Source organism: Streptomyces pilosus, from assembly GCF_014649835.1.
GTDB classification, from domain to species: domain Bacteria; phylum Actinomycetota; class Actinomycetes; order Streptomycetales; family Streptomycetaceae; genus Streptomyces; species Streptomyces pilosus.
This window is the reverse complement of the sequence record NZ_BMTU01000002.1, coordinates 691,181-713,711: the sequence shown is the minus strand read 5'-3', so window position 1 is coordinate 713,711 and position 22,531 is coordinate 691,181. Positions and strand designations below refer to the sequence as shown.

Genomic DNA, 22,531 nt, shown 5'->3' with positions numbered 1-22,531 from the left:
GGCGCCCTGCGCACCACCCCCACTTGGCACCTCAGCGGGCAAGGAGGCCCCATGAGACCGCGTTCAAAACTCCCCGCGCTGCTGCTCGGCACCGCACTGATCGCAAGCGTGCTCGGCATCGGCACCGTCGCCACGGCGGCGGGCCCCGGCGACGCCCCGACTGCCCCGGCCACCTCGGCCGCCGGCCACACCGGGCACACGATGGCGGTGTCGAACCAGGCGTCCGCCGACGACCCCGACGGCGACGGATACATACCGGCCGTACCCCCGGTCACCGGCGTCGTCCCGTCCACGGCCACCCCGCCCCCGGCCTACCACCACGAGTTCCAGGCCGGTTGCTCCGTGACCCACACCGCGCCGGACGACCCGATCGTCTACCCGGGCCAGTTCGGCAAGTCCCACGACCACACGTTCATGGGCAACACCTCCACCGACGCCGCCAGCACCACCGGCTCGCTCTACGGAGGCAACACCACCTGCAAGGCGCCCGCGGACGCCTCCGCCTACTGGATGCCCTCGCTGTACAAGGGCGACCGGAAGATCCTGCCCGTCGGCCCGCAGGTCATCTACTACAAGGCAGGCGTGACCGACTACCGGAGTGTGCGGCCCTTCCCCAAGGGCTTGCGGTTCGTCGTCGGCAACCCCATGCAGACCGAACAGCAGTTCCGCGCCCACAAGGGCTTCGTCGAGGGCTGGGAGTGCGGTGACAGCTTCTTCAACACCGACATCCCGGCGAGCTGCCCGAGCCGGCCCGACGTCCAGCTCAACCTGCGCATGCAAGCCCCCAGTTGCTGGAACGGCCTGCACCTCGACACCCCCGACCACCAGAGCCACATGACCTACCCGGTCGTCAAGCCCGGCACCAACGACAACATGTGCCCGGCCTCCCACCCGGTCGCCCTGCCGATGATCGAATTCAAGATGGCGTGGCCGGTCAACGGCGACATGAGCCAGGTCCGCCTGGCCAGCGGCCGCGGCTACTCCTTCCACTACGACTTCTTCAACGCGTGGGAGGAACGAACCCTCAAGGCCCTGGTCGACCACTGCATCAACGGCGGCCTGCAGTGCGACACCCGGGGCTTCGACCTGTACCGCCCCGAACGCGGCGCCGTGCTGAACGCCGACCACCGGCTGCCCTGACCCTGCCGGTCTCCACGGGCCCGACGGCACCCGCTCGGCGCGGGTGCCGCCGGGCTCCTTCCGCTGCCCGCGCACCTGACGTCCACCCCCGGCCGGAAGGGCTTGACGGGGAGGACAACCTCGTCGAATGGTTGGGAGAGCGCTCTCCCACCGGCGGAGGGGCAGAAAGCGGGGCGGGAATGGACGACGGGACACTCGACCGGCTCATCGGAGGGCTGAGTCTCGAACAGAAGGTGCGTCTACTCACCGGCGCGACGACCTGGCGCACCGCCGGTGAACCCGGGATCGGGCTGCGGGAGATGGTGACCTCGGACGGTCCGGCCGGGGTGCGTGGCGAGGCGTGGGACGAGCGGCGCACCTCGGTCCTGCTGCCCTCCGCCTCCGCCCTCGGGGCGATGTGGGACGAGGAACTGGTGGAGCGGCTCGGAAGCCTGCTCGCCACCGAGGCCGCCCGCAAGGGCGTCGACGTGGTCCTGGCCCCCACGCTCAACCTGCACCGGAGCCCGCTGGGCGGCCGGCACTTCGAGTGCTTCTCCGAGGACCCCGAACTGACCGGCCGCACCGGGGCCGCGCTGATCCGGGGCGTCCAGGCCCTCGGGGTGGCGGCCACCGCCAAGCACTACGTCGGCAACGACTCCGAGACCGACCGGCTGACCGTCGACGTCCGGGTGTCCGAACGCGCCCTGCGAGAGGTGTACCTCGCGCCCTTCGAGGCGGCCGTCGAGGCCGGGGTGTGGCTGGTCATGGCGGGCTACAACGCCGTAGGCGGCACGACCATGACGGCCAGCCCGCTCCTGGCCGAACCCCTCAAGGGGGAATGGGGGTTCGACGGGGTCGCCGTCTCCGACTGGGCGGCCGTGCGCACCACCGAGGAAACCGGCCGCGCCGCCCTCGACCTGGCGATGCCGGGCCCGGACAGTCCCTGGGGCGCGCCGCTGGTGCGGGCGGTGAAGGACGGCCTGGTCGCCGAGGAGGCGGTCGACGAGAAGGTGCGGCGACTGCTCCGGCTCGCCGGCCGGGTGGGCGCGCTGGAGCCGCGTCGCCCGCGCCGGGCACCGGCGATGTCCTCCCGTGACGCCCGGGCGCTGTTGCGCCGCGCGGTCGGCGCCGGTGCGGTGCTGCTGCGCAACAGCGCCGTCCTGCCGCTGGACCCCGCCGGACTGTCCACCGTCGCGGTCGTCGGCGTCCACGCCGCGTCCCCCCGGGTACAGGGCGGCGGCAGCGCGGGCGTGTTCTGCTCCGACGTGGTCACGCCGCTGGCCGGTGTCCGGGCCCGGCTGCGGGGGCGGGCCCGGGTGGTGTACGAGCCCGGCCCGGCGCCGGGGTCCCCGCCCGCTCCCCTCGGCACCGACCGGTGCAGCGACCCACGGTCGGGCGCCCCCGGCGTGCTCCTGCGGGTGCTGGACGCGACAGGGCGGGAGCTGTACGCGGAGCACCGGTTCTCGGGCCGCCAGCTGGAGCCGGAACTGCCCCCGGGTGCGCACACGGTGGAGATCGACGCGATGCTGCATCCCCGCAGTCCGGGAGAGTGGACGTTCGGCGTCGGGGGCTTCGGACGCATGACACTCACCGTCGACGACCGCACCCTCCTGGACGGGGAGTTCCCCGGTGACACGGACGACCCGGCCGTCGTCCATGTCAACCCGCCCGTCCACACGGTGCGGACGGTACTGACCACCAAGCGGCCCGTGCGCGTGGTGGCACGGCGCGAACTGGTGCCCGGCCGCGGACGCGCCACCGTCGTCGCCGCCGCGCCGCCGGAACCGGACCCGGCGACCGCGTTGGAGGACGCGGTGCGGGCGGCCCGGGACGCCGATGCCGCCGTCGTGGTGGTCGGCACCACCGAGCTCGGCGAGAGCGAGGGGTACGACCGCGCGGAACTGTCGCTCGGGAGGCACCAGGACGCACTCGTCCGGGCGGTGGCCGCCGTGAATCCGCGCACGGTCGTGGTCGTCAACAGCGGCGGCCCCATCGAGCTGCCCTGGCACCGGGAAGTGGGCGCCGTGCTGCTCACCTGGTTCCCGGGACAGGAGGCCGGCGCGGGGCTGGCCGACGTCCTGTTCGGCCTCGCCGAGCCCGGCGGCCGGCTCCCCACCACCTGGGCGGCGTCCCTGGCGGACGCGCCCGTCACCCGCACCCGGCCGGTCGACGGCCGGCTCGACTACGCCGAGGGCCTGCACATCGGCCACCGGGCGTGGCTGCGGGCCGGACGCGAGCCCGCCTACTGGTTCGGCCACGGACTCGGTTACACGACGTGGGAGTACGCGGCCGTGGAGGCACCCGCGCACGTCGTGGCGGGCGAGCCGTTCACCGTCCGGGTGACGGTGCGCAACACCGGCACCCGCGCCGGACGGGAGGTCGTCCAGGTCTACCTGGCCCGCCCCTCGTCGGTGGTGGAGCGTCCGGTGCGCTGGTTCGCCGGGTACGCGACGGTCCGGGCGGAAGCGGGACGGACGGCGCGGGCCGAGGTGGTGGTGGGCCCGCGCGCCTTGCGGTACTGGTCAGAGGCGAACCCCGGCTGGGCCACGGAACCCGGCGGTTACCGGCTCATGGTGGGCAGATCGGCGGGGGACACCCGGTGGGAGGGGGAGGTCACGGTCGGCGTGCGCTGACGCGCGGTGTGCGGGACGGCCGACGGGCGGGGAACCGCTGAGCGGCCCGCCGAGACACAACCGTTGCAATACCGCGGTGCGGTTCTCCCGCCGCAGGTCAAGCCTTGTGCGGCCGCTGCGGACAGTCCACTGTGTCGCCCAACTCCAAGGTGTTCACCATGTTTTACCTGGGGTCAGGCTCTTGACGCACCCTTCACTCGGAGCTTAACTCACATCCTAAATTAAGCCGTGCGGGGTTCAGGGGCGCAGGGCACCGCCCCGTCCCGCCCCCGCGGCCGGCCCCCTCACTTTCCCGGAAGGTCTCTGGAGTCATGCGCAGAATCAGAGCCGCAGCCGTCGGCGCCGTCACCCTCTCGTTCGCCCTCACCGTGGCGGCCTGCGGCGGCGGGTCGTCCGGCACGGAAGGTTCCAACGAGCAGCCGCAGTCCCTCACCTACTGGGCCTCCAACCAGGGTGCGAACCTGGAGGTGGACAAGAAGGTCCTCCAGCCGGAACTCGACAAGTTCGAGAAGGAGACCGGCATCAAGGTGAAGCTGGAGGTGGTGCCCTGGGGGGACCTCCTCAACCGCATCCTCACCGCCACCACTTCCGGTCAGGGTCCGGACGTCCTCAACATCGGCAACACCTGGAGCGCGTCCCTCCAGGCCAGTGGTGCCCTGCTGCCCTGGAACGCGAAGAACTTCGAGGCGATCGGCGGCAGGGACCGCTTCGTGGAGTCCGCGCTCGGTTCCACCGGCGTCCAGGGCCAGGACCCGGCCGCCGTGCCGCTGTACTCCATGGCCTACGCGCTCTACTACAACAAGAAGATGTTCGCCGACGCCGGCATCGAGAAGCCGCCGGCCACCTGGCAGGAACTGGCCGAGACCGGCAAGAAGCTCTCCAAGGACGGCAAGTGGGGGCTCGGCGCGGAGGGCTCCAACCTGTCGAACAACATCCACCAGGTCTTCGTCCTCGCCCAGCAGCACGGCGCGGACTTCTTCACCCCCGACGGCAAGGCCGACTTCACCTCCGACGGAGCCGTCGCGGCGGTCAAGCAGTACGTCGACCTGATGGCCAAGGACAAGATCGTCGCGCCGGGCAACGCCGAGTACGCGCAGAACCAGTCCCTCAGCGACTTCGCCAAGGACAAGACGGCCATGGTGCTGTGGCAGACCGCGTCGGCCACCTTCAAGACGCAGGGCATGGACGACGACGAGTGGGGCGTCGCACCCGCTCCCGTGCAGTCCGGCGTGCCCGGCCCGGGCAAGGCCACCAACTCCATGGTCGCCGGCATCAACATGGCCGTCTTCAAGAACACGAAGAACATCGACGGCGCCAAGAAGTTCGTGAAGTTCATGACCAGCGACGAGGAGCAGGTCGTCCTCAACAAGGCCTACGGCTCCATCCCGCCGGTCAAGGCCGCCCAGCAGGACCCGGCCTTCAGCGCTCCGGCGCTCGCCGTGCTCCGGGACACCCTCGCCACCAGTGCCACCGCGCTGCCGCAGGTTCCCGAGGAGTCGCAGTTCGAGACCGTCGTCGGTACTGCCGTCAAGGAACTCTTCGCCGACGCCGCCGCCGGCCGTGCGGTGACCACCGCGTCCGTGCGGGCCAAGCTCGAGAAGGCCCAGCAGCAGATGCCCAAGAAGTGAGCACGGACACCACCATGACCACCACCGCTGCCCACAGCGCAGGCGAGCGGACGGCACGGAAGCACGACCCGGGGGCGGCGCCACGCAGACGCCGCCCCGGGCGGCTGCGCCGCATCGGACTGCCGTACCTGCTGCTTCTTCCCGCACTGCTGCTCGAACTACTGGTCCACCTGCTGCCGATGGTGATCGGCATCGTCGTCAGCTTCAAGGAGCTGACCCAGTTCTACATCCGCGACTGGGGCACCGCGCCCTGGGCCGGCCTCGACAACTACTCCCTGACCGTCGACTTCGACGCCCCCGTCGGCGAGGCGCTGTTGAGGTCCTTCCTCACCACCTGCCTGTTCACCGTCCTCTCGGTCGGCCTGTGCTGGCTGCTCGGAGCGGCCGCGGCGATCTACATGCAGGAGGCCTTCCGCGGCCGGGGCATCCTGCGCACGCTCTTCCTGGTGCCGTACGCACTGCCCGTCTACGCCGCCGTCATCACCTGGGCGTTCATGTTCCAGCGGGACAACGGCCTGGTGAACCACGTACTGCACGACCAGCTCGGGCTCACCGACAGCGCTCCGTTCTGGCTGATCGGCGACAACAGCTTCATCGCCCTGCTCGTCGTCTCGGTGTGGAAGGGCTGGCCCTTCGCCTTCCTCATCATCATGGCCGGGCTGCAGAACATCCCGAGGGACATCTACGAGGCCGCCGCCCTCGACGGCGCGGGCGTCTGGCAGCAGATCCGCCGCATCACCCTGCCTTCGCTGCGCCCCGTCAACCAGGTCCTCGTCCTGGTGCTGTTCCTGTGGACGTTCAACGACTTCAACACGCCCTTCGTCCTCTTCGGCAAGGCGGCGCCGGAGGCAGCGGACCTCATCTCCATCCACATCTACCAGTCCTCGTTCCAGACCTGGAACTTCGGGACGGGCTCCGCCATGTCGGTCCTGCTGCTGCTGTTCCTGCTCGTGGTGACAGGCGTCTACCTCTGGCTCACCTCCCGCGGAAGGAAGGCCGCCGATGCCTAACCCAGCCGTCCGGCAGCCCCGCTCCCCCATGGCCGCCCCGCGGTCCTTCCTGTGGAGCCGCCGGATCTTCCTCACCCTGCTCACCGTCTTCGTGCTGCTGCCGGTGTACGTGATGATCTCCAGCTCACTGAAGCCCCTGGAGGACGTGTCGGGGAAGTTCGCGTGGATCCCGTCGGGCCTCACCGTCAGTCCGTACTTCGACATCTGGGACACGGTCCCGCTCGCCGACTACTTCATGAACTCGCTGATCGTGGCCGGTGCGGCGACCGTCTGCTCCGTCACCATCGCCGTCTTCGCGGCCTACGCGGTCAGCCGCTACTCCTTCCGCGGCAAGCGCGTCTTCACGGTGACCGTGCTGTCGACGCAGATGTTCCCCGGCATCCTGTTCCTGCTGCCGCTGTTCCTCATCTACGTCAACATCGGCAACGCCACCGGCATCGCCCTGTTCGGCTCCCGCGGCGGCCTGATCCTCACCTACCTCACCTTTTCGCTGCCGTTCTCCATCTGGATGCTGATCGGCTACTTCGACTCGGTGCCCAGAGACCTCGACGAGGCGGCCAAGGTGGACGGCTGCGGGCCACTCGGCGCCCTGTTCCGGGTCATCGTGCCCGCCGCGATCCCGGGCATCGTCGCCGTCGCCGTCTACGCGTTCATGACCGCCTGGGGCGAGGTGCTCTTCGCCTCCGTCATGACCAACGACACCACCCGCACCCTCGCCGTCGGCCTGCAGGGCTACTCCACCCAGAACGACGTGTACTGGAACCAGATCATGGCCGCCTCACTCGTCGTCAGCCTGCCCGTCGTCGCCGGTTTCCTGCTCCTCCAGCGCTACCTCGTCACCGGTCTCACCGCCGGTGCCGTCAAGTAGCCGCCGGGGCACCACCGCCGCCCCGCCCGACCATCCCAGAGAGGCTCTCCGTGTCCGAACCGCTTGACCTCGCCGCCTTCCCCGCCGACTTCGCCTGGGGCACGGCCACCTCCGCCTACCAGATCGAGGGCGCCGCCGCCGAGGACGGCCGGGCACCGTCGATCTGGGACACCTTCTCCCACACCCCGGGCAAGGTCGACAACGACGACCACGGCGACGTGGCCTGCGACCACTACCACCGGTGGCCCGAGGACATCGCCCTGATGAAGCGGCTCGGCACCGACACCTACCGCATGTCGGTCGCCTGGCCCCGTGTGGTGCCCTCCGGCGACGGACCGGTCAACGCGGCCGGCCTCGACTTCTACGACCGCCTCGTCGACGCCCTCCTCGAGGCGGGTATCACCCCCAACGTCACCCTCTACCACTGGGACCTTCCCCAGGCCCTCCAGGACCGCGGCGGCTGGACCGTGCGCGACACCGCCGAGCACCTCGCCGAGTACGCCTCCGTCGTCGCCGCCCGGCTCGGCGACCGCGTCACCCGGTGGGCCACCCTCAACGAACCCCTCTGCTCCGGCTGGATCGGTCACCTGGAGGGCCGCATGGCACCCGGCCTGACCGACCTGACCGCCGCCGTGCGCGCCTCGTACCACCTGCTGCTCGCCCACGGCCTCGCCACCCGGGCGATCCGTGCGGCGGCCCCCGGCGCACAGGTCGGTCTCGTCACCAACCACTCCACCGTCGAGGCCGCCTCGTCCCGCCCGGAGGACATCGCGGCGGCCACCCGCATGGACGGCCACACCAACCGCTGGTGGCTCGACCCCGTCTACGGCCGCGGCTTCCCCGCCGACATGCGCGAACTGTACGGCGTGGAGCTGCCCGAGCGCCCCGGTGACCTGGACACCATCGCCACACCCCTCGACTGGCACGGCCTCAACTACTACTTCCCGGCGACCGTCACCGACGACCCCGAGGGCCCCGTCCCCCACGCCCGTGAGGTCCGGCTGCCCGACGTACCGCGCACCGGCATGGACTGGCAGATCGACGCCGGGGGCCTGGAGGCCCTGCTGCTGCGCCTGACCGACGGCTACGGAGTCCGCGAGCTGTACGTCACCGAGAACGGCTCCGCCTTCCCGGACACCGTCGCCCCCGACGGCGCCGTCCACGACCCCGACCGGGCCCGCTACCTGGAGCAGCACGTGAGCGCCTGCGCCCGGGCGCTCCGCAAGGGAGTGCCGCTGGCCGGTTATTACGCCTGGTCCCTCCTCGACAACTTCGAGTGGGCCTACGGCTATGACAAGCGCTTCGGCCTCGTCCACGTCGACTACGCGACGCAGACCCGCACCCTCAAGACGAGCGGCCTGCGCTACGCGGAGATCATCCGCGCCCACCGGGAGGCCCACGCCTGACCGCGCCGCCACCCGGTGCCGGGCGGCAGGACACCGGGTGGTGACCGCGCGGCGCCGGGCCCGCCCACTCAGGCGGACTCGCGCACGACCAGTTCCGGTGAGAAGACGAGGGTACGGGGTTCGGCACCGGTGCCGTGCACCTGCTCGTCCAGCATCCTGGCCATGGCCGCCGCCATCTCCTCCACCGGCTGGCGCACGGTGGTCAGCGGCGGCCGGCAGGTGACGGCGACGCTCGAGTCGTCGAACCCGACGACGGCGACGTCCTCCGGTATGCGCCTGCCCAGTTCCCGCAGGACTTGGCAGGCGCCCTGGGCCATCAGGTCGTTGGCCGCGAACACGCCGTCCACCTCGGGGTGGTCCCGCAGCAGGGCGGCCGTGGCCGCCGCCCCGCTGTCCAGAGTGAAGACGCCCTCGGCCACGGGAGGGCTGTCGTGCCCGGCGCGAGCCAGGGCGTCACGGAATCCGGCGAGGCGGTCCCGGCCGGCCCTGAGATCCGGCGGAGCGCCGATCACCGCGATGCGGCGGCAGCCGCGGGCCAGGAGATGCTCTCCGGCCAGGCGTCCCCCCGCGTAGTGGTCCAGGTCGACGCAACCGACCGGGGTCGTCCGGGCGGGACGTGCGAACAGCACCGTCGGGACGCGGGCGGACAGGAGCATGTCCGGCAGAGGGTCGTCCGGTCGCACGGAGACCACCAGCGCACCGTCCGCGCTCCCCTGCCCCACGTAGTCGACGACCTGTTCCCTGGCCGCCTCCGACTCCGCGAACAGCAGTACCGGTTGCATGGCGCGCGCCCGGAGGTACCCCACGACGCCGTTGACGACACGGCCGAAGAACGGGTCGGCGAACACACGGCCGGCGAAGGCGTCGCCCGCGCCGGAGACGATGAGGGCCACGGCGCCGGTGCGCCGGGTGACCAGCGCCCTCGCCGCCCGGTTCGGTGTGTATCCCGTCCGCTCGATGGCGCTGCGGACCAGGTCCTGAATGCTGGGATCGACGTTGCGCACGCCGTTCACGACCCGCGACACGGTGGCGCGGGAGACACCCGCCTCCCTCGCGACGTCCTCGAGCGTCGGGGCCTGCTTGTTCATAGGGGGAACTCTAACTCCGGCCGCTCCCACGGGCACAGGGCGGCAGACCGTCCTCGGCGGGCACGTCCGATGCCGGCCGAGGCAGTCTGTGCGGGACCCGGTTGCGGGCCCGGTCCTCCACCGTGCCGTAGGTGCCGGTCTCGACACCGGGCACGGCGGCCCGCAGGAACCGCTGGTCGTCCAGGTCGCGGAAGCGGAGGCTGAAGTTGTAGCCGAGGATCCGCAATCGGCCGAACACCATGTCGGAGTGCGAGGCGTTGTCGGTGGCCAGCATCTCCGGCTTCACCCCGCCGTCGAGATTCAGCAGGGCGTCCAGGACGTGCAGGAAGTCGCGCGAGGTGCCGGACTCGACCATCTGCCCGAGGCCCGCAACCTGGTCGTTGACGGCGTTGAGTCAGGTGGTGCCCCGCTTGAGTCCGAGGTACTTCGGCGCGGGGCCGCGTTGATGGTGCGCACCGTCACCTGGAAGCGCAGCCCGTCCACGAAGGCGAGCAGCTCCTCTCCCCGAACCTCACGACCGGGATGCCGGTCCGAGCGGAGATGAGCCGCAGGTTCGCCGCGGCGATGGTGTCGGCCCGCAGGTAGTACTGATCGACGTGCACGAGCCGGGCCCGGGTCAGCGCCTCGTAGCCGGCGGTCAGGAACTCCACTGGCATGGGCGTGAAGCCATGGCCCCCGAAGCCGCTCAGGGACCTTCCGCCGAACGACGCTGCCGAGCCGCCCAGCTGTGCTGAAGGCCGTGATCACCGGCTTGGCGTCGACCGCTGTACCGATGTTCCCCGAGGCCGTACGAGCCGTCTGACGGCGTTGGAACGAGGCGGTACCGTCAGGCGTCCCGAAGACCGACCGCCAGCGTCAGTTCGAGGACCCGGTGGGGCGACGCGAGGTCCGGGAACAGCTCCCGCAGCTGGGACATCCGGTAACGGACCGTCTGGGGATGGACGAACAACGCCGCCGCCACCTCCTCCCTCCTGCCCTGGTGCAGCAGCCATGCCCGCAACGTCTCCTCCAGCCGCCGTGCGGTCGCGGCAGGCAGGGCCCGCAACGGCGCGAGGGCTCGGGCGCGCAGGTCCGCGAACGCCTCCACGTCGGCGCTCAGCACCAGCTCGGGCAGATGTTCCTCGGTGTCGCGGATGTCGCAGGAGAGGGAGCGCGCGCGTACCGCTCGGGCGTACGAGGCGGACGCGCGCGTCCACGGCCGGGCCGGGCCGACCACGGCGGTGCGGTCGGTCAGCTGCCGCAGGAGATGTGATCGGTCGGCATCGGGGACGAGCAGCACACCGGTGGCGTCCGGCAGATCGTCGAGGACGAGCGTGTCGGAGTCGAGCGCGCGGTAGGCGGGCCGGGCCTGGGTGGCGGGCAGCAGGACCGCGGTCAGCGAAACCGGAGGCTGCCATCCGGCCCGTTGAGCGGAGGCCAGCAGCACGTCCGGATTCGCGCCGGCGAGGAGGTCGCGGGCAAGGTGTTCCAGGTGGCGCTCCTGGTCCCTGCCCCGGGCGGCCAGTTCGTCGGCGTGGCCCGCGGCGCTCGCGGCGGAGAGCTCGTCGATGTAGGCGAAGGTCAGCTCGGCGAACTTGGCGACCTCGGCGGCGGGCAGACCTGCGGGTACCGCACCCGCTGCCAGGCACCGCCAGGCCACGCGGGCGCCGACCCGGTAGGCGCTGAGCAGGGCGTCCATCGAACGGCCGTCACGCACCTCGCCGCGGCCCAGTTCGTATGCCGCGTCGCCGCCGTCACCGCCTGTGGCGTTGCCGCTCGCGAGGTCCAGGTAGTGCCCGAGGGCGGTGCGGACGGCTCGGCGGATGGTGGCGCCCATGTGACCCGAAAGGGCGTTGGCGTAGGGAGGGACCTCGTCGATGATCGCCTGGACGACCTCGTCGGCGGTGGTCTTCAGTGCGGCCCGAAGCGCTGTGACCGTCGTCTCATCCAGGGCCAGTTCACCGGCCCTCTGGATTGCATGGCTCACGTTTCTGTTCCCTGCGAACAATCTAGCTGATCAGATTTATGTCCTGCGGTCAGGACTTTACGCCTTGAGGCCAGCAAGCTGGAACCATGACGAGTACAGCCCTGCGCAGCAGGGCGTGGAAACTGCTGGAGATGGTCACGACGCCGCTGCTGCCGTCGGACTACCTCGACCTGGTCAGCCCGCTGCGTGCGGGCGCCGACCTGCGCGGGCGCATCGAGGCCGTGCACCCCGAGACGGGTGACGCCGCGACCGTCGTGATCAGACCGGGACACGGCTGGCGCGGCCACACAGCCGGTCAGTACGTGCGGATCGGGGTCGACGTCGACGGGGTGCGCCTGTGGCGTGCCTACTCGATCACCTCGCCGACGGACCGCCAGGACGGCCGCTTCACGATCACCGTGAAGGCGATCCCGGACGGCAAGGTCAGCAACCATCTGGTCCGCGGAGCGAGACCGGGCACGCTGATCCAGCTCGACCAGGCGACCGGTGACTTCGTGCTGCCGCGGGCCAGGCCCGCCAAGGTGCTCTACCTGACGGCCGGCAGCGGCATCACGCCCGTGATGGGCATGCTGCGCGACACCGAGTTCGACGACGTCGTCATGGTCCACTGCGCGCCGCGCCCGCAGGACGTGATCTTCCGCGACGAGCTGCACGACCTGGTCGCGGCCAAGAAGCTGAGGCTCACCGAGGTGCACACCGCCACGGACGGCATGCTCGACATCGCCCGTCTCGACGAGCTGGTGCCCGACTGGGCCGAGCGCGAGACCTGGGCCTGCGGGCCGGCCGGCCTGCTCGACGCCGCCGAGGAGCACTGGAGCGAGCACGGCGTCCAGGAGCGCCTGCACACCGAACGCTTCCGTCCCAGCGTCGTCGTCGCCGGCGAGGGCGGCGAGGTCACCTTCAGCGCCACCGGCAAGAGCGTCGACGCGGACGGCGCCACGCCGTTGCTGGACATCGGCGAGGAGGCCGGCGTGCTCATGCCCTCCGGGTGCCGCATGGGCATCTGCTTCGGCTGCGTCTCGCCGCTCAAGGCGGGCGCCGTCCGCGACCTGCGCACCGGCGAGATCACCGAGGCCGAGCCGGGCGTCCTCATCCAGACCTGTGTGTCCGCCGCGGCGGGCCCCTGCGACATCGAACGGTAGGAGCACCTTGACCGCCATCGACCCCACCGCCCACCTGACCGCGGAGCAGATCGAGGAGCTCGGCCGCGAGCTGGACGCGATCCGTGACGAGGTGATCGCCGACCGCGGCGAGAAGGACGCCGCCTACATCCGCAAGGTCATCTCGGCGCAGCGCAAGCTCGAGCTGGCCAGCAGGGGGGTGCTGCTGTTCTCCTTCTTCCCGCCCGCGTGGCTGCTCGGCACCGCCAGTCTGTCCGTGGCGAAGATCATGGACAACATGGAGATCGGCCACAACGTCCTGCACGGCCAGTGGGACTGGATGCGGGACCCGAAGATCCACTCCACCACCTGGGAGTGGGATCACGTCTCACCCTCCGATCAGTGGAAGCACTCGCACAACGAGCTGCACCACACGTACACCAACGTGATCGGCAAGGACAACGACCTCGGCTACGGCATCATGCGCGTCGACGAGGACCAGAAGTGGCACCCCTTCCACCTCGGCCAGCCGCTGTGGAACTTCATCAACGCCTGCTTCTTCGAGTACGGCATCGCGGCGTACGACCTGGAGCTCGGCAAGAACCTGCACAGGAGCCGCCGCAACAACCCGGAGTTCCGCCTCCGGGCCAGGGCCGTGGGCCGCAAGATCCGCAAGCAGGTGCTCAAGGACTACGTGATCCACCCGCTGCTGTCGGGCCCGTCGTTCCTCACCACGCTCGCCGCCACGTTCACCGCGAACGTGGTCCGCAACGTCTGGTCCCACTCGGTGATCATGTGCGGGCACTTCCCCGAGGGCGTGCAGGTCTTCGAACGGCGGTCGATCGAGGGCGAGACGCGCGGCCAGTGGTACCTGCGCCAGATGATGGGCTCGGCGAACATCAGCGGCAGCAAGGCCATGCACTTCATGACCGGCAACCTGTCACACCAGATCGAGCACCACCTCTTCCCGGACCTGCCGAGCAACCGGTACGCCGAGGTCGCGGTGAAGGTGCGCGCGCTGTTCGAGAAGTACGAGCTGGAGTACGTCACCGGGCCGCTGCCCAAGCAGGTGTTCTCCGCGTGGCGCAAGGTCGTCCGGCTCTCGCTGCCGAACAAGAAGCCCAAGGTCAGGACGCCGGAACGCGAGCAGGAGCTCCTCGCGGCCTGATTCCTGGCGTCGGTTCAGCTCCTGCGGCGGGGCTCGTCGTCCTCCGGGGCGCGGGTGTGCCCGAAGCCGGGGTCGTCCGGCGCGATCAGCCGACAACTCCGCCCCGGACTGTCGATGAGGCGCCGGAACTGGTGCGAGGCGGAGGGAAATCCGTGCAGGAGCGGAAGTGTCGGGTGCCGGACGAGAGCGATCTCGTCCCGTGCATGCCGTACGCGAACTGATCTGGGACGGCACAGCCGTCACCGCCGCCATCCACCGTTCCGGCCCCCTCGGTGTCCGTCTCGCCGCCCGCCTGGCCGAGGCCGCCGCCGACCCGCTCACCGATCCCGCGATCGGCAGGCTCAAGCGCTGCGAAGCCGACGACTGCGTCATGCTCTTCCTCCCCGCGCACCCGCGCCGCCGCTGGTGCTCGGCCGGCCGCTGCGGCAACCGCATGCGGGGTCCGCCACTACTGGCGCCGTAAGCAGGACGTCGACCGCAACCGTTGATCGCCGGAGCCTGCGCACAGGGCACGGCGGGGGCAGCAGCGCCCTGCACCCGCTGCCTCCGGGGCGTAGCGGGGGTGGAGCTGGTCGTGTTCGGCTCGAAAAGGTCTCACCGGAACGTTGAAACGAAGCCGGTTGCTGGTTGAGGGTTCATCTAAAGCTCCGGCCACAGGAGCCCCGACCGGAAGGAACCACGACACCATGAAGAGCCGACCCAAGAGACTGGCGACGGCCGCCCTGGCGGCCGTCGCAGTAAGCATCGCGCTCCCGGCAGCCCCCGCGTTAGCCACCGAGGAGATCGACTGCGGCGCAAGCACGGATGCGGTGAGGGTGACGTACCTGGAGAACGGCACGGAGAAGGCCCGGTGCTGGACCGGCCCTGGCGACGTCCCGCTCGAGCAGGGCGGTGTCACTTCGTTCTCCTCGGGCGCCCACGAAGTGGTCGTCTTCTGGAGGACGAACCTGGGCTGGGACGTAGAAGTGCTCCCGCCCCACACGTTGGCCCCCTTCACCGGCGCCGACACCTACCACGTCTACGGTTTCCACGTCAGGTAGCCGCGGACAGCGGCCGGCCGGTCCGCTTCCCGGGCCGGCCGGGCTTTCGCGGCGCACAGGGTGCGGAGCGCTCCCGTCACCCGGCGGCCGGTGGAACTTCTCGTCCGGAACAGTCCGGGATCGTCCCGCGCGGGGGTTCGTCTCCGGTCCGGAAGCAAGGCCACCCGTCACCCCAATGGCCCCCGTTGTCGTCCTTCTGCTGAGCACGTCGCCACGGCCGCCATTAGCGTTTCCGCCAGACGGAGGGCCCGTCACGAAGGAACTCGGACGAGATACGTCACCACCAGGGTGAGCGTGTCGAGGAATCCCGCCGGTGATGTCACCGGGGAGCTTCTCGTACGTCTCGCTCACGGCCCCCGGAACCGCCCGGGTGCCTCGCCCTCCGTCAACCGACCCCACACGCCATCGTCCGGCTGCGTCGACTCGGACAAAGCCTGGCGGCACTGGCCCTGTTCATTCCCACGAACACGGAGGCGACCATGGGCTTGGCCGGCCGACGCTTCATATTCTTCGCCGTCGCGGTTCTCGGCTGTTCTGCCGGGCTCACCCTGATCGGGCCCGCGTCGGCCGACGTGGTCCCCTCGGAGACGGCTCCGGCTGCGACACCCCGCCCCGACGACGGCTCCTCGGCGAAGCGCCGCGTCATCCACGTGGAAGCTCGGCTGCGCGTCGGCGAAGAGCTCGATCTGGGGGCGGCGGGCCGCAGTGTCGGCGACCAGTTCGTCTTCAGCGGGAACCTGATGTCGACCGAGGGACGCGAGGAACGCCCCGTCGGGCGCATCGGTGGGTTCTGCGTCATCACCGACCTCGAACGCAACGCGGGACAGTGCGCGTCGACCGCGGTGCTGCCGGAAGGTCAGATCACCGTTCAGGGTGAGCAAGCCGGTATTCCCGTACCGGTCACGGTCGTCAACGCGGTCACCGGAGGCACCGGGGAGTTCCGTCGGGCTCATGGTCAGGTCATGCAGCGGGTGTTGACGCCGGCGACCTGGCAACTCACCTTCGAACTCTCCGACGTACGGCCCCACCGGCCCGAGGACGGTCGCGGTCCGAACGGGACACCGACACCCGTGCGTCCGTCCTTGCCCGGCAAGTAGCCGCGTCGAGCGGCCCCGACGCCACCCGTGACGCGGTGACGGAACCCACCGTTCCGACCTGCACCCGGCGTCGGACAGCCCCGTCACAGGCCCTCCCTGTCGTCCCTTCCCGAGCCACCGGACGGAGGGGGCGAAACACGCACCCATCACCACACGTGGAGACGTCGTGATCAAGAACCTCCGTACGCTCACAGGCTGGGGGGTCGTCGTGGCGGCCACCGTCACGGCCGTCACGGCCACGATCGGCGCAACCGCCGGTGGCCCTCCGAACCCGTCGCCGGCCGACCCGCAGGCCCGCCCCACTGCAGGTCAGGGCAAGAGAACGCAGACCGAGCCCCAGCCGGCCGAGCACCGGCAGATCGCCTCATCGGTCCTGGACGAGGACTACAAGTTCACCCTCACCGCTCTGCGGTCGCGGACCGACCCGCTCGCGGCATCCGTGCGCCTTGAGGTCTTCACCTTCGAGAACGGCGCGTGGAGGGAATCGGACCGTGCTCTCGTCGGCAAGGCGGACTCCTGGTTCTGGTTCCCACTGACCGGCCGCCACGCGGTGTGTGAGTTCTCCACCTCCGGTGCGGAACCCGCACCGGTCGCCGTCAGCCTGCTGATCACGCCGTCGATCGGCTGCTCACCGACCGAGGACTTCAGCATCGACAACGGCCGGATCGTCCCTGCCTGACAACGGCCCCGGCAGGCGACTACTGACTCGATCGCGTCGGGAGTCCGCACGAGCGGAACCTGCCGCTTCCTGAGAACCTCTCCGGCGACCACGACGTGTATCCCGGCGCCACCGACCGCGCGCTACGGCGTTATCGAGCCTTCCTAGGCCCGGCGGGACGTCGTCCCCTGTACCCGCAGGACGCGGAGTGCTCGTGCCGCGGCTGTTCCTTCGACGATGTGCGACATGCCCGCGACGTGCTTGCGGAAGTCCTGCGGCAGTTGCCTTTCCGAGCGCGAGCCGAGCTGAGACGTTAAGTGGCGTGCCTGGACGCTCTGTACATCGAACGCACCCTCCCCGATCCGTTCTCCGGTGACCGGCAGTGGCGCTCTGACCGCTGGTGGCGTCGCCGTCTCGCAGGCGGCAGGGAGGCCGGATGACATGGTGACAGCACCGAACCATGCTCTGTCAGGGCCGGTCACTGCGACCGCCGTGGCGCGGCGCCGCCCGTGCCGCGTGCAACTGGGCGGTTGCCTGGGTCGAGGCATCGTGGTGGCAGCGCCGCGCGGAGGACGCTCGTCCACGCTCATCTCACACCGGTCGCCGGCGGACTCGCTGTCGACCTTGTGAGAGCCGGCCACACGGCGCCCTTCCTGCTGGCCGCCGACCGAACGGTGACTCCCGTCGACGCCCCCGGGGAGCGGCACCGCACAGGACGGGAGCCGGGCCGGCGGTCCGGCCGGCAGCCTGCGCGCCACGGCGGGGCCGTTCCCAGCGGTCAGGACGAGGTGTCCGTCACGGCGCACCGCTCAGTCCAGCGCCAGGTGCATACGCACGATCAGGCCCGACGGCGGGGTCCGCATCTCGACCAGGTCGCACAACTGGTGCATCATCCAGACGCCACGGCCGCCGAACGGGGACAGCGGATCGGGACGGCGCCGGCCGACGAGCGCGTCCGTGAGCCGTCCGCGGTCCCTCACCTCGGCGATCAGGGTGTCGGCCGTGCGCCACAGCCGCAGTGTCCCCTGCCCTCCGCCGTGCCGGACCGAATTGCCGGTGGCCTCGTTGACGGCCAGCAACCAGTCGGTGTGCCGATTCGAGGACAGGCCGGCCTTCTGCGCCCAGTGCCCCGCGGTGTCACGGACCTCTGCGAGGTCCTGCTCCGTGAAGTGCAGGACGAGTGGATCCGCCGGTTCCTCCAGGGGCCTGTCGCAGTCGCGGCACACCGTGTGCGGGTCCGCGTAGCGCGGGCTGTGCGCATAGCCGTCCGGGGCTCCGACGACGGGGTGCGTGCGGTGCGCCTCCGCCAGCACCCGCTCCGGCAGGGCGGTGTCGTAGGGGCACAGGATGGTGACGGGCCGACCGTCGAACGCCAGGTTGATCAGCGCCTCGTGACGGGTCGCCTCGCGTACCTCCGCCGCGGTGCGCCCGACCCAGATCGGCTCGCCCACGATGGACGGGCGCCGGTCCGGGTACCGGTCGGCGAAGCTCTGCAGCATCGACAGGATGCGCCCGGGGTTGCGTCCGGCCTGCCGCATGTCGACGAAGGTGACGTCCTCGTCCCCGGTGCCGACGGCTTCCCGGAGCAGTTGCAGACGTGGACCGGGAACGGCGACCAGGACGGGGTGGCCGCCGGCCGCCTCCGTGCGGACGAATGCGCCGACGCCGCGCAGGTAGTCCTCTTCGGTGGTGTAGAAGAGGGCGGGGTGGTGGAAGGACGGATCGATCCGGTTCTCCGCCGATTCCGGCGTGTGGGTCGTCACTGGCCGGCCCCCTGCAGGCCGGCTCCCAGCTCGGGGAAGAGTTCCATCATGCGGTTCAGCGCGGGCGGCGCCCCGACGAGTCGCAGCGGCGTGCCGGACGCGCGGCGCCGCGCGGCGTGGGCGATGTCGGTGAAAGCGGCGACGTCGAGGTGGTCGAGGCAGGACAGGTCGAGGGTGACGTCCTCCGCCGTGGACGCGGCGAGAGCGGCTGACGCCGCGGCGACCACCCGACGGCTCTCGTAGCCCGCCGACCCGGACAGCCGGAAGCCGGGCCGACCGGCCAGAGGCGCGACCGAGAGCCCGCCCCGGTCGTGGGAGCGAGGTGCGGCGCCCTTCCGCGTCAGGTGGGCGTCCGCCAGGACGTCCAGGGCTTCGGATGCCATCAGGCGGCGGTCGTAGAAGCACCAGGCCGTCAGTGGCAACTGCTCGAAGACCTCGTGGTGGATGCGCAGCTCGTACTCCAGCAGGCGCTCCGCGCCGGTCATGTGCCGGGTGCCCCAGGACATCTCGCCGATCACCCGCAGGTTCCCGTACCCCTGACCGGCGGCGTTCTCGACGGCGCGGCGCCACAGACCGATCATGGCGTCCGGGTCGAACCGGGACCCGGTCAGGTAGGTCTCGTCGGCGGTGGTCACCACGAGCTGTCCGCGCCGGACCGCGGAGTCGGCGTCGACGCCACGCCCGGCGAGTGTGCGGGTCACGAGGCGCGGGTCGGTGGCATCCGCGAAGTACTGCACCTGCTCACCCTTGTCGAAGCCCGCACGGACGAAGCGTACGAGATGAGCGGCCCATTCGTCGTCGGTGGAGTACTCCACCGCGACATGACGGTCCGCGGCGTCGCCGCCGACCGATCCGCTTCCGTCCCGCATCAGGCGGCCCTCCCCTCCGGCGCGCTCCGGCTGTCCACCGACGGGCGCGCATCACCCTATCGCAGGGTTTTACAGCCCAGGGGAGCCCTCATTGCCAGGCGTACTGACCTCTCCCCCCCCCGCACGCCGGTCAGGGCAGCAGGCGCTGTTCCTTGGCGACGGCCACGGCGCCTGCCCGGGTGTCGACGTCCAGCTTGCCGTAGATGCGCCCCAGATGTGTCTTGACCGTGGCCTCGCTCAGGTAGAGCGCCTTGGCGATGTCCCGGTTGGTCAGCCCGCGGGCCAGCTGGCCGAGGATGTCACGCTCACGGTCGGTGAGTGCGGGACGCGGGCTGCGCATCCGTGCCATGACCCGGTGGGCGACGGGTGCGGACAGGGCGGTACGGCCGGCAGCGGCACTGTGGATGGCCGTGAACAACTCGTCGGGACGCTCGGCCTTGAGGAGGTAGCCGGTGGCGCCCGCTTCGATGGCGCGGGTGATGTCCGCGTCCGTGTCGTACGTGGTCAGCACCAGGACGTGGACCGAACCGCCGGAAGCGGCGGTGATCCGGCGGGTGGCCTCGACGCCGTCGAGGCCAACCCCCAGCTGGAGGTCCATGAGAACCACGTCCGGGGTGAGCTTCATGGCGAGCGCGACGGCCTCCGCTCCGCTGTCCGCCTCCCCCACCACCTCGATGCCCGGGGCGCTGTCCAGCAGGGCGCGCAGCCCGGCGCGGACCACGGCGTGGTCGTCGCACAGCACGATGCGGACGGAGGCGGCTTCCTCGGGGAGCTTCACGGGGTCGGGGCGGGTCACGATGCGGGGGCCTCCGCGGCGCTGAGAGTGGTGGGGAGGGGTACGGCAGCGGAGATGACGGCGCCGTCACCGGGTGCCGACTCGACGGTGAGGGTGCCGCCCAGTTGGCCGACCCGGGCGCGGATCGCGGGCATCCCGTGTCCGCGGACTCCGGAGGCACGCTCCGGCAGGGTCGAGGGGTCCAGGCCACGACCGTTGTCGGCGACGTCCAGGCGGACCTGGTCACCCAGGTAGGTGAGGGTGAGGGCGGCCCTGGTGGCGCCGGAGTGTTCACGGACGTTGGCGAGGGCGCCCTGGGCGATGCGCAGCAGCGCGGACTGCACCCGGTCCGGCAGGTCGACGGGCCCGGGTGTACCGTCGATCACGCAGGTCACGGCGCGTTCCGCCGTGCTCTCACGGGCGGCCAGACGCTGCAGGGCCTCCTCCAGGCCACTGCTCTTGGCGAGGTCGGTCGGCGCCAGGTCATGCACGAACCGGCGGGCCTCGTTGAGGCTGCTCTCGGCGATCGAGGCGGCGGTGCGCACGTGAGCCTGTGCCTGCTCGGGATCGGTGGACCACACCCGGTCGGCCGCTTGGAGGAGCATCCGCTGGCTGGACAGGCTCTGCGCGAGGGTGTCGTGGATCTCCATGGCCAGCCGCTGACGCTCGGCGAGGGTGCCCTCGCGGCGTTCGGTTGCGGCCAGTTCGCGGCGGGTGCGCACCAGGTCCCCGATCAGGACGGCCTGGCGGGTCGCCTGGCGATCCATGTGAGTGAAGACCGCGGTCGCCAGGAGGGCCACGGCAGGCGGGCCGACCACCGCGTCGATGTCGACACGGTCGGCCAGCCGGAGCTGGGCGACGACGACGAAAACGGTGAAGAACGCCACCAGCGTGTATGCGGGGCGCGTCGGAAGGGTCCGCAGTGCGGTGTAGAAGAGCGGCACCGCGCACCAGGCGAAACTGGGTGCCAGGGCGACCAGCACGGCCCAGACCGCCACCAGTGCGCCGAGCCACACCAGCTCGGTGAGGGGTGGCCGTCCGGGGACGGCGGGGGCGCCGGGGATCCCTGCTGGGGAGGCGGGGGGATCCGCGCGGGACCCCCGGAGATCGAGCGGGCCGGTCGCGGGCGGGGGAGCCGCCGTGCGCCGGCCCACGACGTAGAGCACGGCCAGCACGCCGGCCAGGGTCAGGACGGCGGGCACCTGGGGCTGGCCGCCGTGCCGTAGCACGTAGCGGACCAGCGCGGAGGTCAGCAGCAGGAAGAACGCCAGGTGGATGACAAGGGCGAGTCTGCGTGCTTCGCCGTCGACGGTTTGCGGGCGGGCACGGGAGGACCGGCTCCTGGACGACGGCATGGACTGTTCCTCCCGCCCGGGACGTGGGCACGTACGGGGATGGCTGCTGGACTGGGCAAGCACTGACATTGTCGCCCCACCACCACCTGGCGGGGTCAACCGATCGGATGACCCCGGCATCGACCGTCCTGCGTGCCGGAACCAGCCGGTGCGCCGACGGATGCGCGGGGTGGGCGGCCCGAGGCTGGAAGCACAGCGCAGGAAGCGCTGAATCCGCCCGCACCGGACGGGCCGGGCATGACCCGGCCCGGTTTTCCGGGGAGGGGGAGACGCGACATGACTGGGGAGTTGTCCAGATGCAGCGCAAGGCCAAGAAGTTCTCCGCCCGTGCCAAGGCCGTCACCTCGGTGGCGGTCCTGGCGGCGGTGGGCGCCGGTGTGACCGGTGCCGTGTCCGCCTCGGCCGACACCCTGACCGCCGACCCGGCCGTGGCTTCCCCCACTGTGAAGGGGAAGGCCACGACCACCAGCACCCACCTGACGGTCGACGCCGCCACCGACGCCGCCGAGGCGGCGCTGAAGGCCGCGCAGAAGGAGGGGCAGCGGGTGAGCGTCGCGGTGGTGGACCGCAACGGCAACACCATCGTCACCCTGCGTGGCGACGGTGCCGGACCGCAGGCCTATGAGTCCGCGATCAAGAAGGCCTACACCGCCGTCTCCTGGAACGCGCCCACCTCCCAGCTGGTCAAGCGCCTGGAGTCGGCGCCCACGCTGAAGGACATCCCGGGCACGCTGTTCCTGGCGGGCGGCGCCCCGGTCGCACACTCCCAGGGGCCCGTCGCGGGTATCGGGGTGGCGGGCGCTCCCTCCGGCGACCTGGACGAGAAGTTCGCCCGGGCCGGTGCGGCGGCCATCTCCGGCGGCCGCTGATCCCGGTCCGGAACTCGTCCCGGCGCGGGTCTCCGCACCGGTCCCGCCGGGACGAGTGACGATCCCACCCGGCGCGCGGTGCGGGAGGCCCCGCCCCGCGCGTCACCCCCCTCCCTGCC

At 71.1% G+C, this 22,531-nt stretch carries 20 protein-coding genes and 1 pseudogene; 13 read left to right on the top strand and 8 right to left on the bottom strand.

What is annotated here, in order from left to right:
- Positions 1-51 precede the first annotated feature (51 nt).
- The 6 genes from IE118_RS08250 (at position 52) to IE118_RS08225 (ending at position 8,664) form a co-directional block, all read left to right on the top strand.
- Complete coding sequence (locus IE118_RS08250; RefSeq protein WP_189556916.1) at positions 52-1,140, top strand: DUF1996 domain-containing protein; 1,089 nt, start codon at positions 52-54, stop codon at positions 1,138-1,140.
- Positions 1,141-1,319: 179 nt separating this feature from the next.
- Positions 1,320-3,752, top strand: coding sequence for a glycoside hydrolase family 3 protein (locus tag IE118_RS08245; RefSeq protein ID WP_189556914.1), 2,433 nt, complete (start codon positions 1,320-1,322; stop codon positions 3,750-3,752).
- A 311-nt stretch (positions 3,753-4,063) separates the two neighbouring features.
- Positions 4,064-5,380 (top strand): ABC transporter substrate-binding protein, encoded by a 1,317-nt coding sequence (locus IE118_RS08240; RefSeq protein ID WP_189556912.1) that lies wholly within the window; start codon positions 4,064-4,066, stop codon positions 5,378-5,380.
- Between the two features lie 14 nt (positions 5,381-5,394).
- Complete coding sequence (locus IE118_RS08235; RefSeq protein ID WP_189556910.1) at positions 5,395-6,390, top strand: carbohydrate ABC transporter permease; 996 nt, start codon at positions 5,395-5,397, stop codon at positions 6,388-6,390.
- A gap of 28 nt (positions 6,391-6,418) precedes the next feature.
- On the top strand, positions 6,419-7,258 hold the full coding sequence (locus IE118_RS08230) for a carbohydrate ABC transporter permease (protein ID WP_189557000.1): 840 nt from the start codon (positions 6,419-6,421) through the stop codon (positions 7,256-7,258).
- A gap of 50 nt (positions 7,259-7,308) precedes the next feature.
- A complete protein-coding gene (locus IE118_RS08225) occupies positions 7,309-8,664 on the top strand; it encodes a GH1 family beta-glucosidase (protein ID WP_189556908.1) in 1,356 nt (451 codons plus the stop codon).
- A 68-nt stretch (positions 8,665-8,732) separates the two neighbouring features.
- Here IE118_RS08225 and IE118_RS08220 read toward each other — a convergent pair whose 3' ends face one another.
- From IE118_RS08220 to IE118_RS08210, 3 genes and pseudogenes are all read right to left on the bottom strand, one after another.
- Complete coding sequence (locus tag IE118_RS08220; protein ID WP_189556906.1) at positions 8,733-9,752, bottom strand: LacI family DNA-binding transcriptional regulator; 1,020 nt, start codon at positions 9,750-9,752, stop codon at positions 8,733-8,735.
- A gap of 94 nt (positions 9,753-9,846) precedes the next feature.
- A pseudogene (locus IE118_RS34705) lies at positions 9,847-10,381 on the bottom strand (Tn3 family transposase); the annotation flags it as partial.
- Positions 10,382-10,578: 197 nt separating this feature from the next.
- The gene (locus IE118_RS08210; RefSeq protein ID WP_189556904.1) at positions 10,579-11,718 is read right to left on the bottom strand and encodes a PucR family transcriptional regulator; all 1,140 of its coding nucleotides are present in this window, start codon (positions 11,716-11,718) and stop codon (positions 10,579-10,581) included.
- A gap of 131 nt (positions 11,719-11,849) precedes the next feature.
- On the opposite strand from IE118_RS08210, the gene IE118_RS08205 reads away from it, so the two are divergent.
- Together IE118_RS08205 and IE118_RS08200 are read left to right on the top strand one after the other, a co-directional pair.
- A complete protein-coding gene (locus tag IE118_RS08205; protein WP_189556998.1) occupies positions 11,850-12,860 on the top strand; it encodes a ferredoxin reductase in 1,011 nt (336 codons plus the stop codon).
- A 7-nt stretch (positions 12,861-12,867) separates the two neighbouring features.
- A complete protein-coding gene (locus IE118_RS08200; protein ID WP_189556902.1) occupies positions 12,868-13,986 on the top strand; it encodes a fatty acid desaturase family protein in 1,119 nt (372 codons plus the stop codon).
- 14 nt (positions 13,987-14,000) lie between these two features.
- On the opposite strand, the gene IE118_RS34700 is transcribed toward IE118_RS08200, so the two are convergent.
- The gene (locus tag IE118_RS34700) at positions 14,001-14,144 is read right to left on the bottom strand and encodes an alpha/beta fold hydrolase (RefSeq protein WP_351807314.1); all 144 of its coding nucleotides are present in this window, start codon (positions 14,142-14,144) and stop codon (positions 14,001-14,003) included.
- Between the two features lie 41 nt (positions 14,145-14,185).
- Here IE118_RS34700 and IE118_RS08195 point away from each other — a divergent pair, with 41 nt between their 5' ends.
- The 4 genes from IE118_RS08195 (at position 14,186) to IE118_RS08180 (ending at position 16,802) form a co-directional block, all read left to right on the top strand.
- Complete coding sequence (locus IE118_RS08195; protein ID WP_229846708.1) at positions 14,186-14,449, top strand: CGNR zinc finger domain-containing protein; 264 nt, start codon at positions 14,186-14,188, stop codon at positions 14,447-14,449.
- 223 nt (positions 14,450-14,672) lie between these two features.
- Complete coding sequence (locus IE118_RS08190) at positions 14,673-15,026, top strand: hypothetical protein (RefSeq protein ID WP_189556900.1); 354 nt, start codon at positions 14,673-14,675, stop codon at positions 15,024-15,026.
- A 479-nt stretch (positions 15,027-15,505) separates the two neighbouring features.
- Entirely contained in the window at positions 15,506-16,123 is a 618-nt protein-coding gene (locus IE118_RS08185; RefSeq protein WP_189556898.1) for a dirigent protein, read from the top strand.
- 166 nt (positions 16,124-16,289) lie between these two features.
- Positions 16,290-16,802: a hypothetical protein gene (locus tag IE118_RS08180; protein WP_189556897.1), complete on the top strand. Its 513-nt coding sequence runs from the start codon at positions 16,290-16,292 to the stop codon at positions 16,800-16,802.
- A 788-nt stretch (positions 16,803-17,590) separates the two neighbouring features.
- Here the strand turns inward: IE118_RS08180 and IE118_RS08175 are convergent.
- The 4 genes from IE118_RS08175 to IE118_RS08160 form a co-directional block, all read right to left on the bottom strand.
- Positions 17,591-18,544 (bottom strand): anti-sigma factor RsbA family regulatory protein, encoded by a 954-nt coding sequence (locus IE118_RS08175; RefSeq protein ID WP_189556895.1) that lies wholly within the window; start codon positions 18,542-18,544, stop codon positions 17,591-17,593.
- The gene (locus tag IE118_RS08170) at positions 18,541-19,413 is read right to left on the bottom strand and encodes an MEDS domain-containing protein (RefSeq protein WP_189556893.1); all 873 of its coding nucleotides are present in this window, start codon (positions 19,411-19,413) and stop codon (positions 18,541-18,543) included. Before IE118_RS08170 ends, IE118_RS08175 begins: the two co-directional genes overlap by 4 nt.
- A gap of 130 nt (positions 19,414-19,543) precedes the next feature.
- A complete protein-coding gene (locus IE118_RS08165) occupies positions 19,544-20,209 on the bottom strand; it encodes a response regulator (RefSeq protein ID WP_229846707.1) in 666 nt (221 codons plus the stop codon).
- On the bottom strand, positions 20,206-21,543 hold the full coding sequence (locus IE118_RS08160) for a sensor histidine kinase (RefSeq protein ID WP_189556891.1): 1,338 nt from the start codon (positions 21,541-21,543) through the stop codon (positions 20,206-20,208). The genes IE118_RS08165 and IE118_RS08160 overlap by 4 nt, the downstream gene beginning before the upstream one ends.
- A 296-nt stretch (positions 21,544-21,839) precedes the next feature.
- On the opposite strand from IE118_RS08160, the gene IE118_RS08155 reads away from it, so the two are divergent.
- Positions 21,840-22,412 (top strand): GlcG/HbpS family heme-binding protein, encoded by a 573-nt coding sequence (locus IE118_RS08155; RefSeq protein WP_189556889.1) that lies wholly within the window; start codon positions 21,840-21,842, stop codon positions 22,410-22,412.
- The last annotated feature ends 119 nt before the right edge of the window (positions 22,413-22,531 follow it).

What these genes read in the sequence shown, in the direction of transcription:
- IE118_RS08220 (WP_189556906.1), bottom strand. Translation starts at nt 9,752, where the DNA reads ATGAACAAGCAGGCCCCGACGCTCGAGGACGTCGCGAGGGAGGCGGGT.
- IE118_RS08185 (WP_189556898.1), top strand. Translation starts at nt 15,506, where the DNA reads ATGGGCTTGGCCGGCCGACGCTTCATATTCTTCGCCGTCGCGGTTCTC.
- IE118_RS08205 (WP_189556998.1), top strand. Translation starts at nt 11,850, where the DNA reads ATGGTCACGACGCCGCTGCTGCCGTCGGACTACCTCGACCTGGTCAGC.
- IE118_RS08170 (WP_189556893.1), bottom strand. Translation starts at nt 19,413, where the DNA reads ATGCGGGACGGAAGCGGATCGGTCGGCGGCGACGCCGCGGACCGTCAT.
- IE118_RS08235 (WP_189556910.1), top strand. Translation starts at nt 5,395, where the DNA reads ATGACCACCACCGCTGCCCACAGCGCAGGCGAGCGGACGGCACGGAAG.
- IE118_RS08230 (WP_189557000.1), top strand. Translation starts at nt 6,419, where the DNA reads ATGGCCGCCCCGCGGTCCTTCCTGTGGAGCCGCCGGATCTTCCTCACC.
- IE118_RS08240 (WP_189556912.1), top strand. Translation starts at nt 4,064, where the DNA reads ATGCGCAGAATCAGAGCCGCAGCCGTCGGCGCCGTCACCCTCTCGTTC.
- IE118_RS08250 (WP_189556916.1), top strand. Translation starts at nt 52, where the DNA reads ATGAGACCGCGTTCAAAACTCCCCGCGCTGCTGCTCGGCACCGCACTG.
- IE118_RS08190 (WP_189556900.1), top strand. Translation starts at nt 14,673, where the DNA reads ATGAAGAGCCGACCCAAGAGACTGGCGACGGCCGCCCTGGCGGCCGTC.
- IE118_RS08155 (WP_189556889.1), top strand. Translation starts at nt 21,840, where the DNA reads ATGCAGCGCAAGGCCAAGAAGTTCTCCGCCCGTGCCAAGGCCGTCACC.
- IE118_RS08160 (WP_189556891.1), bottom strand. Translation starts at nt 21,543, where the DNA reads ATGCCGTCGTCCAGGAGCCGGTCCTCCCGTGCCCGCCCGCAAACCGTC.
- IE118_RS08245 (WP_189556914.1), top strand. Translation starts at nt 1,320, where the DNA reads ATGGACGACGGGACACTCGACCGGCTCATCGGAGGGCTGAGTCTCGAA.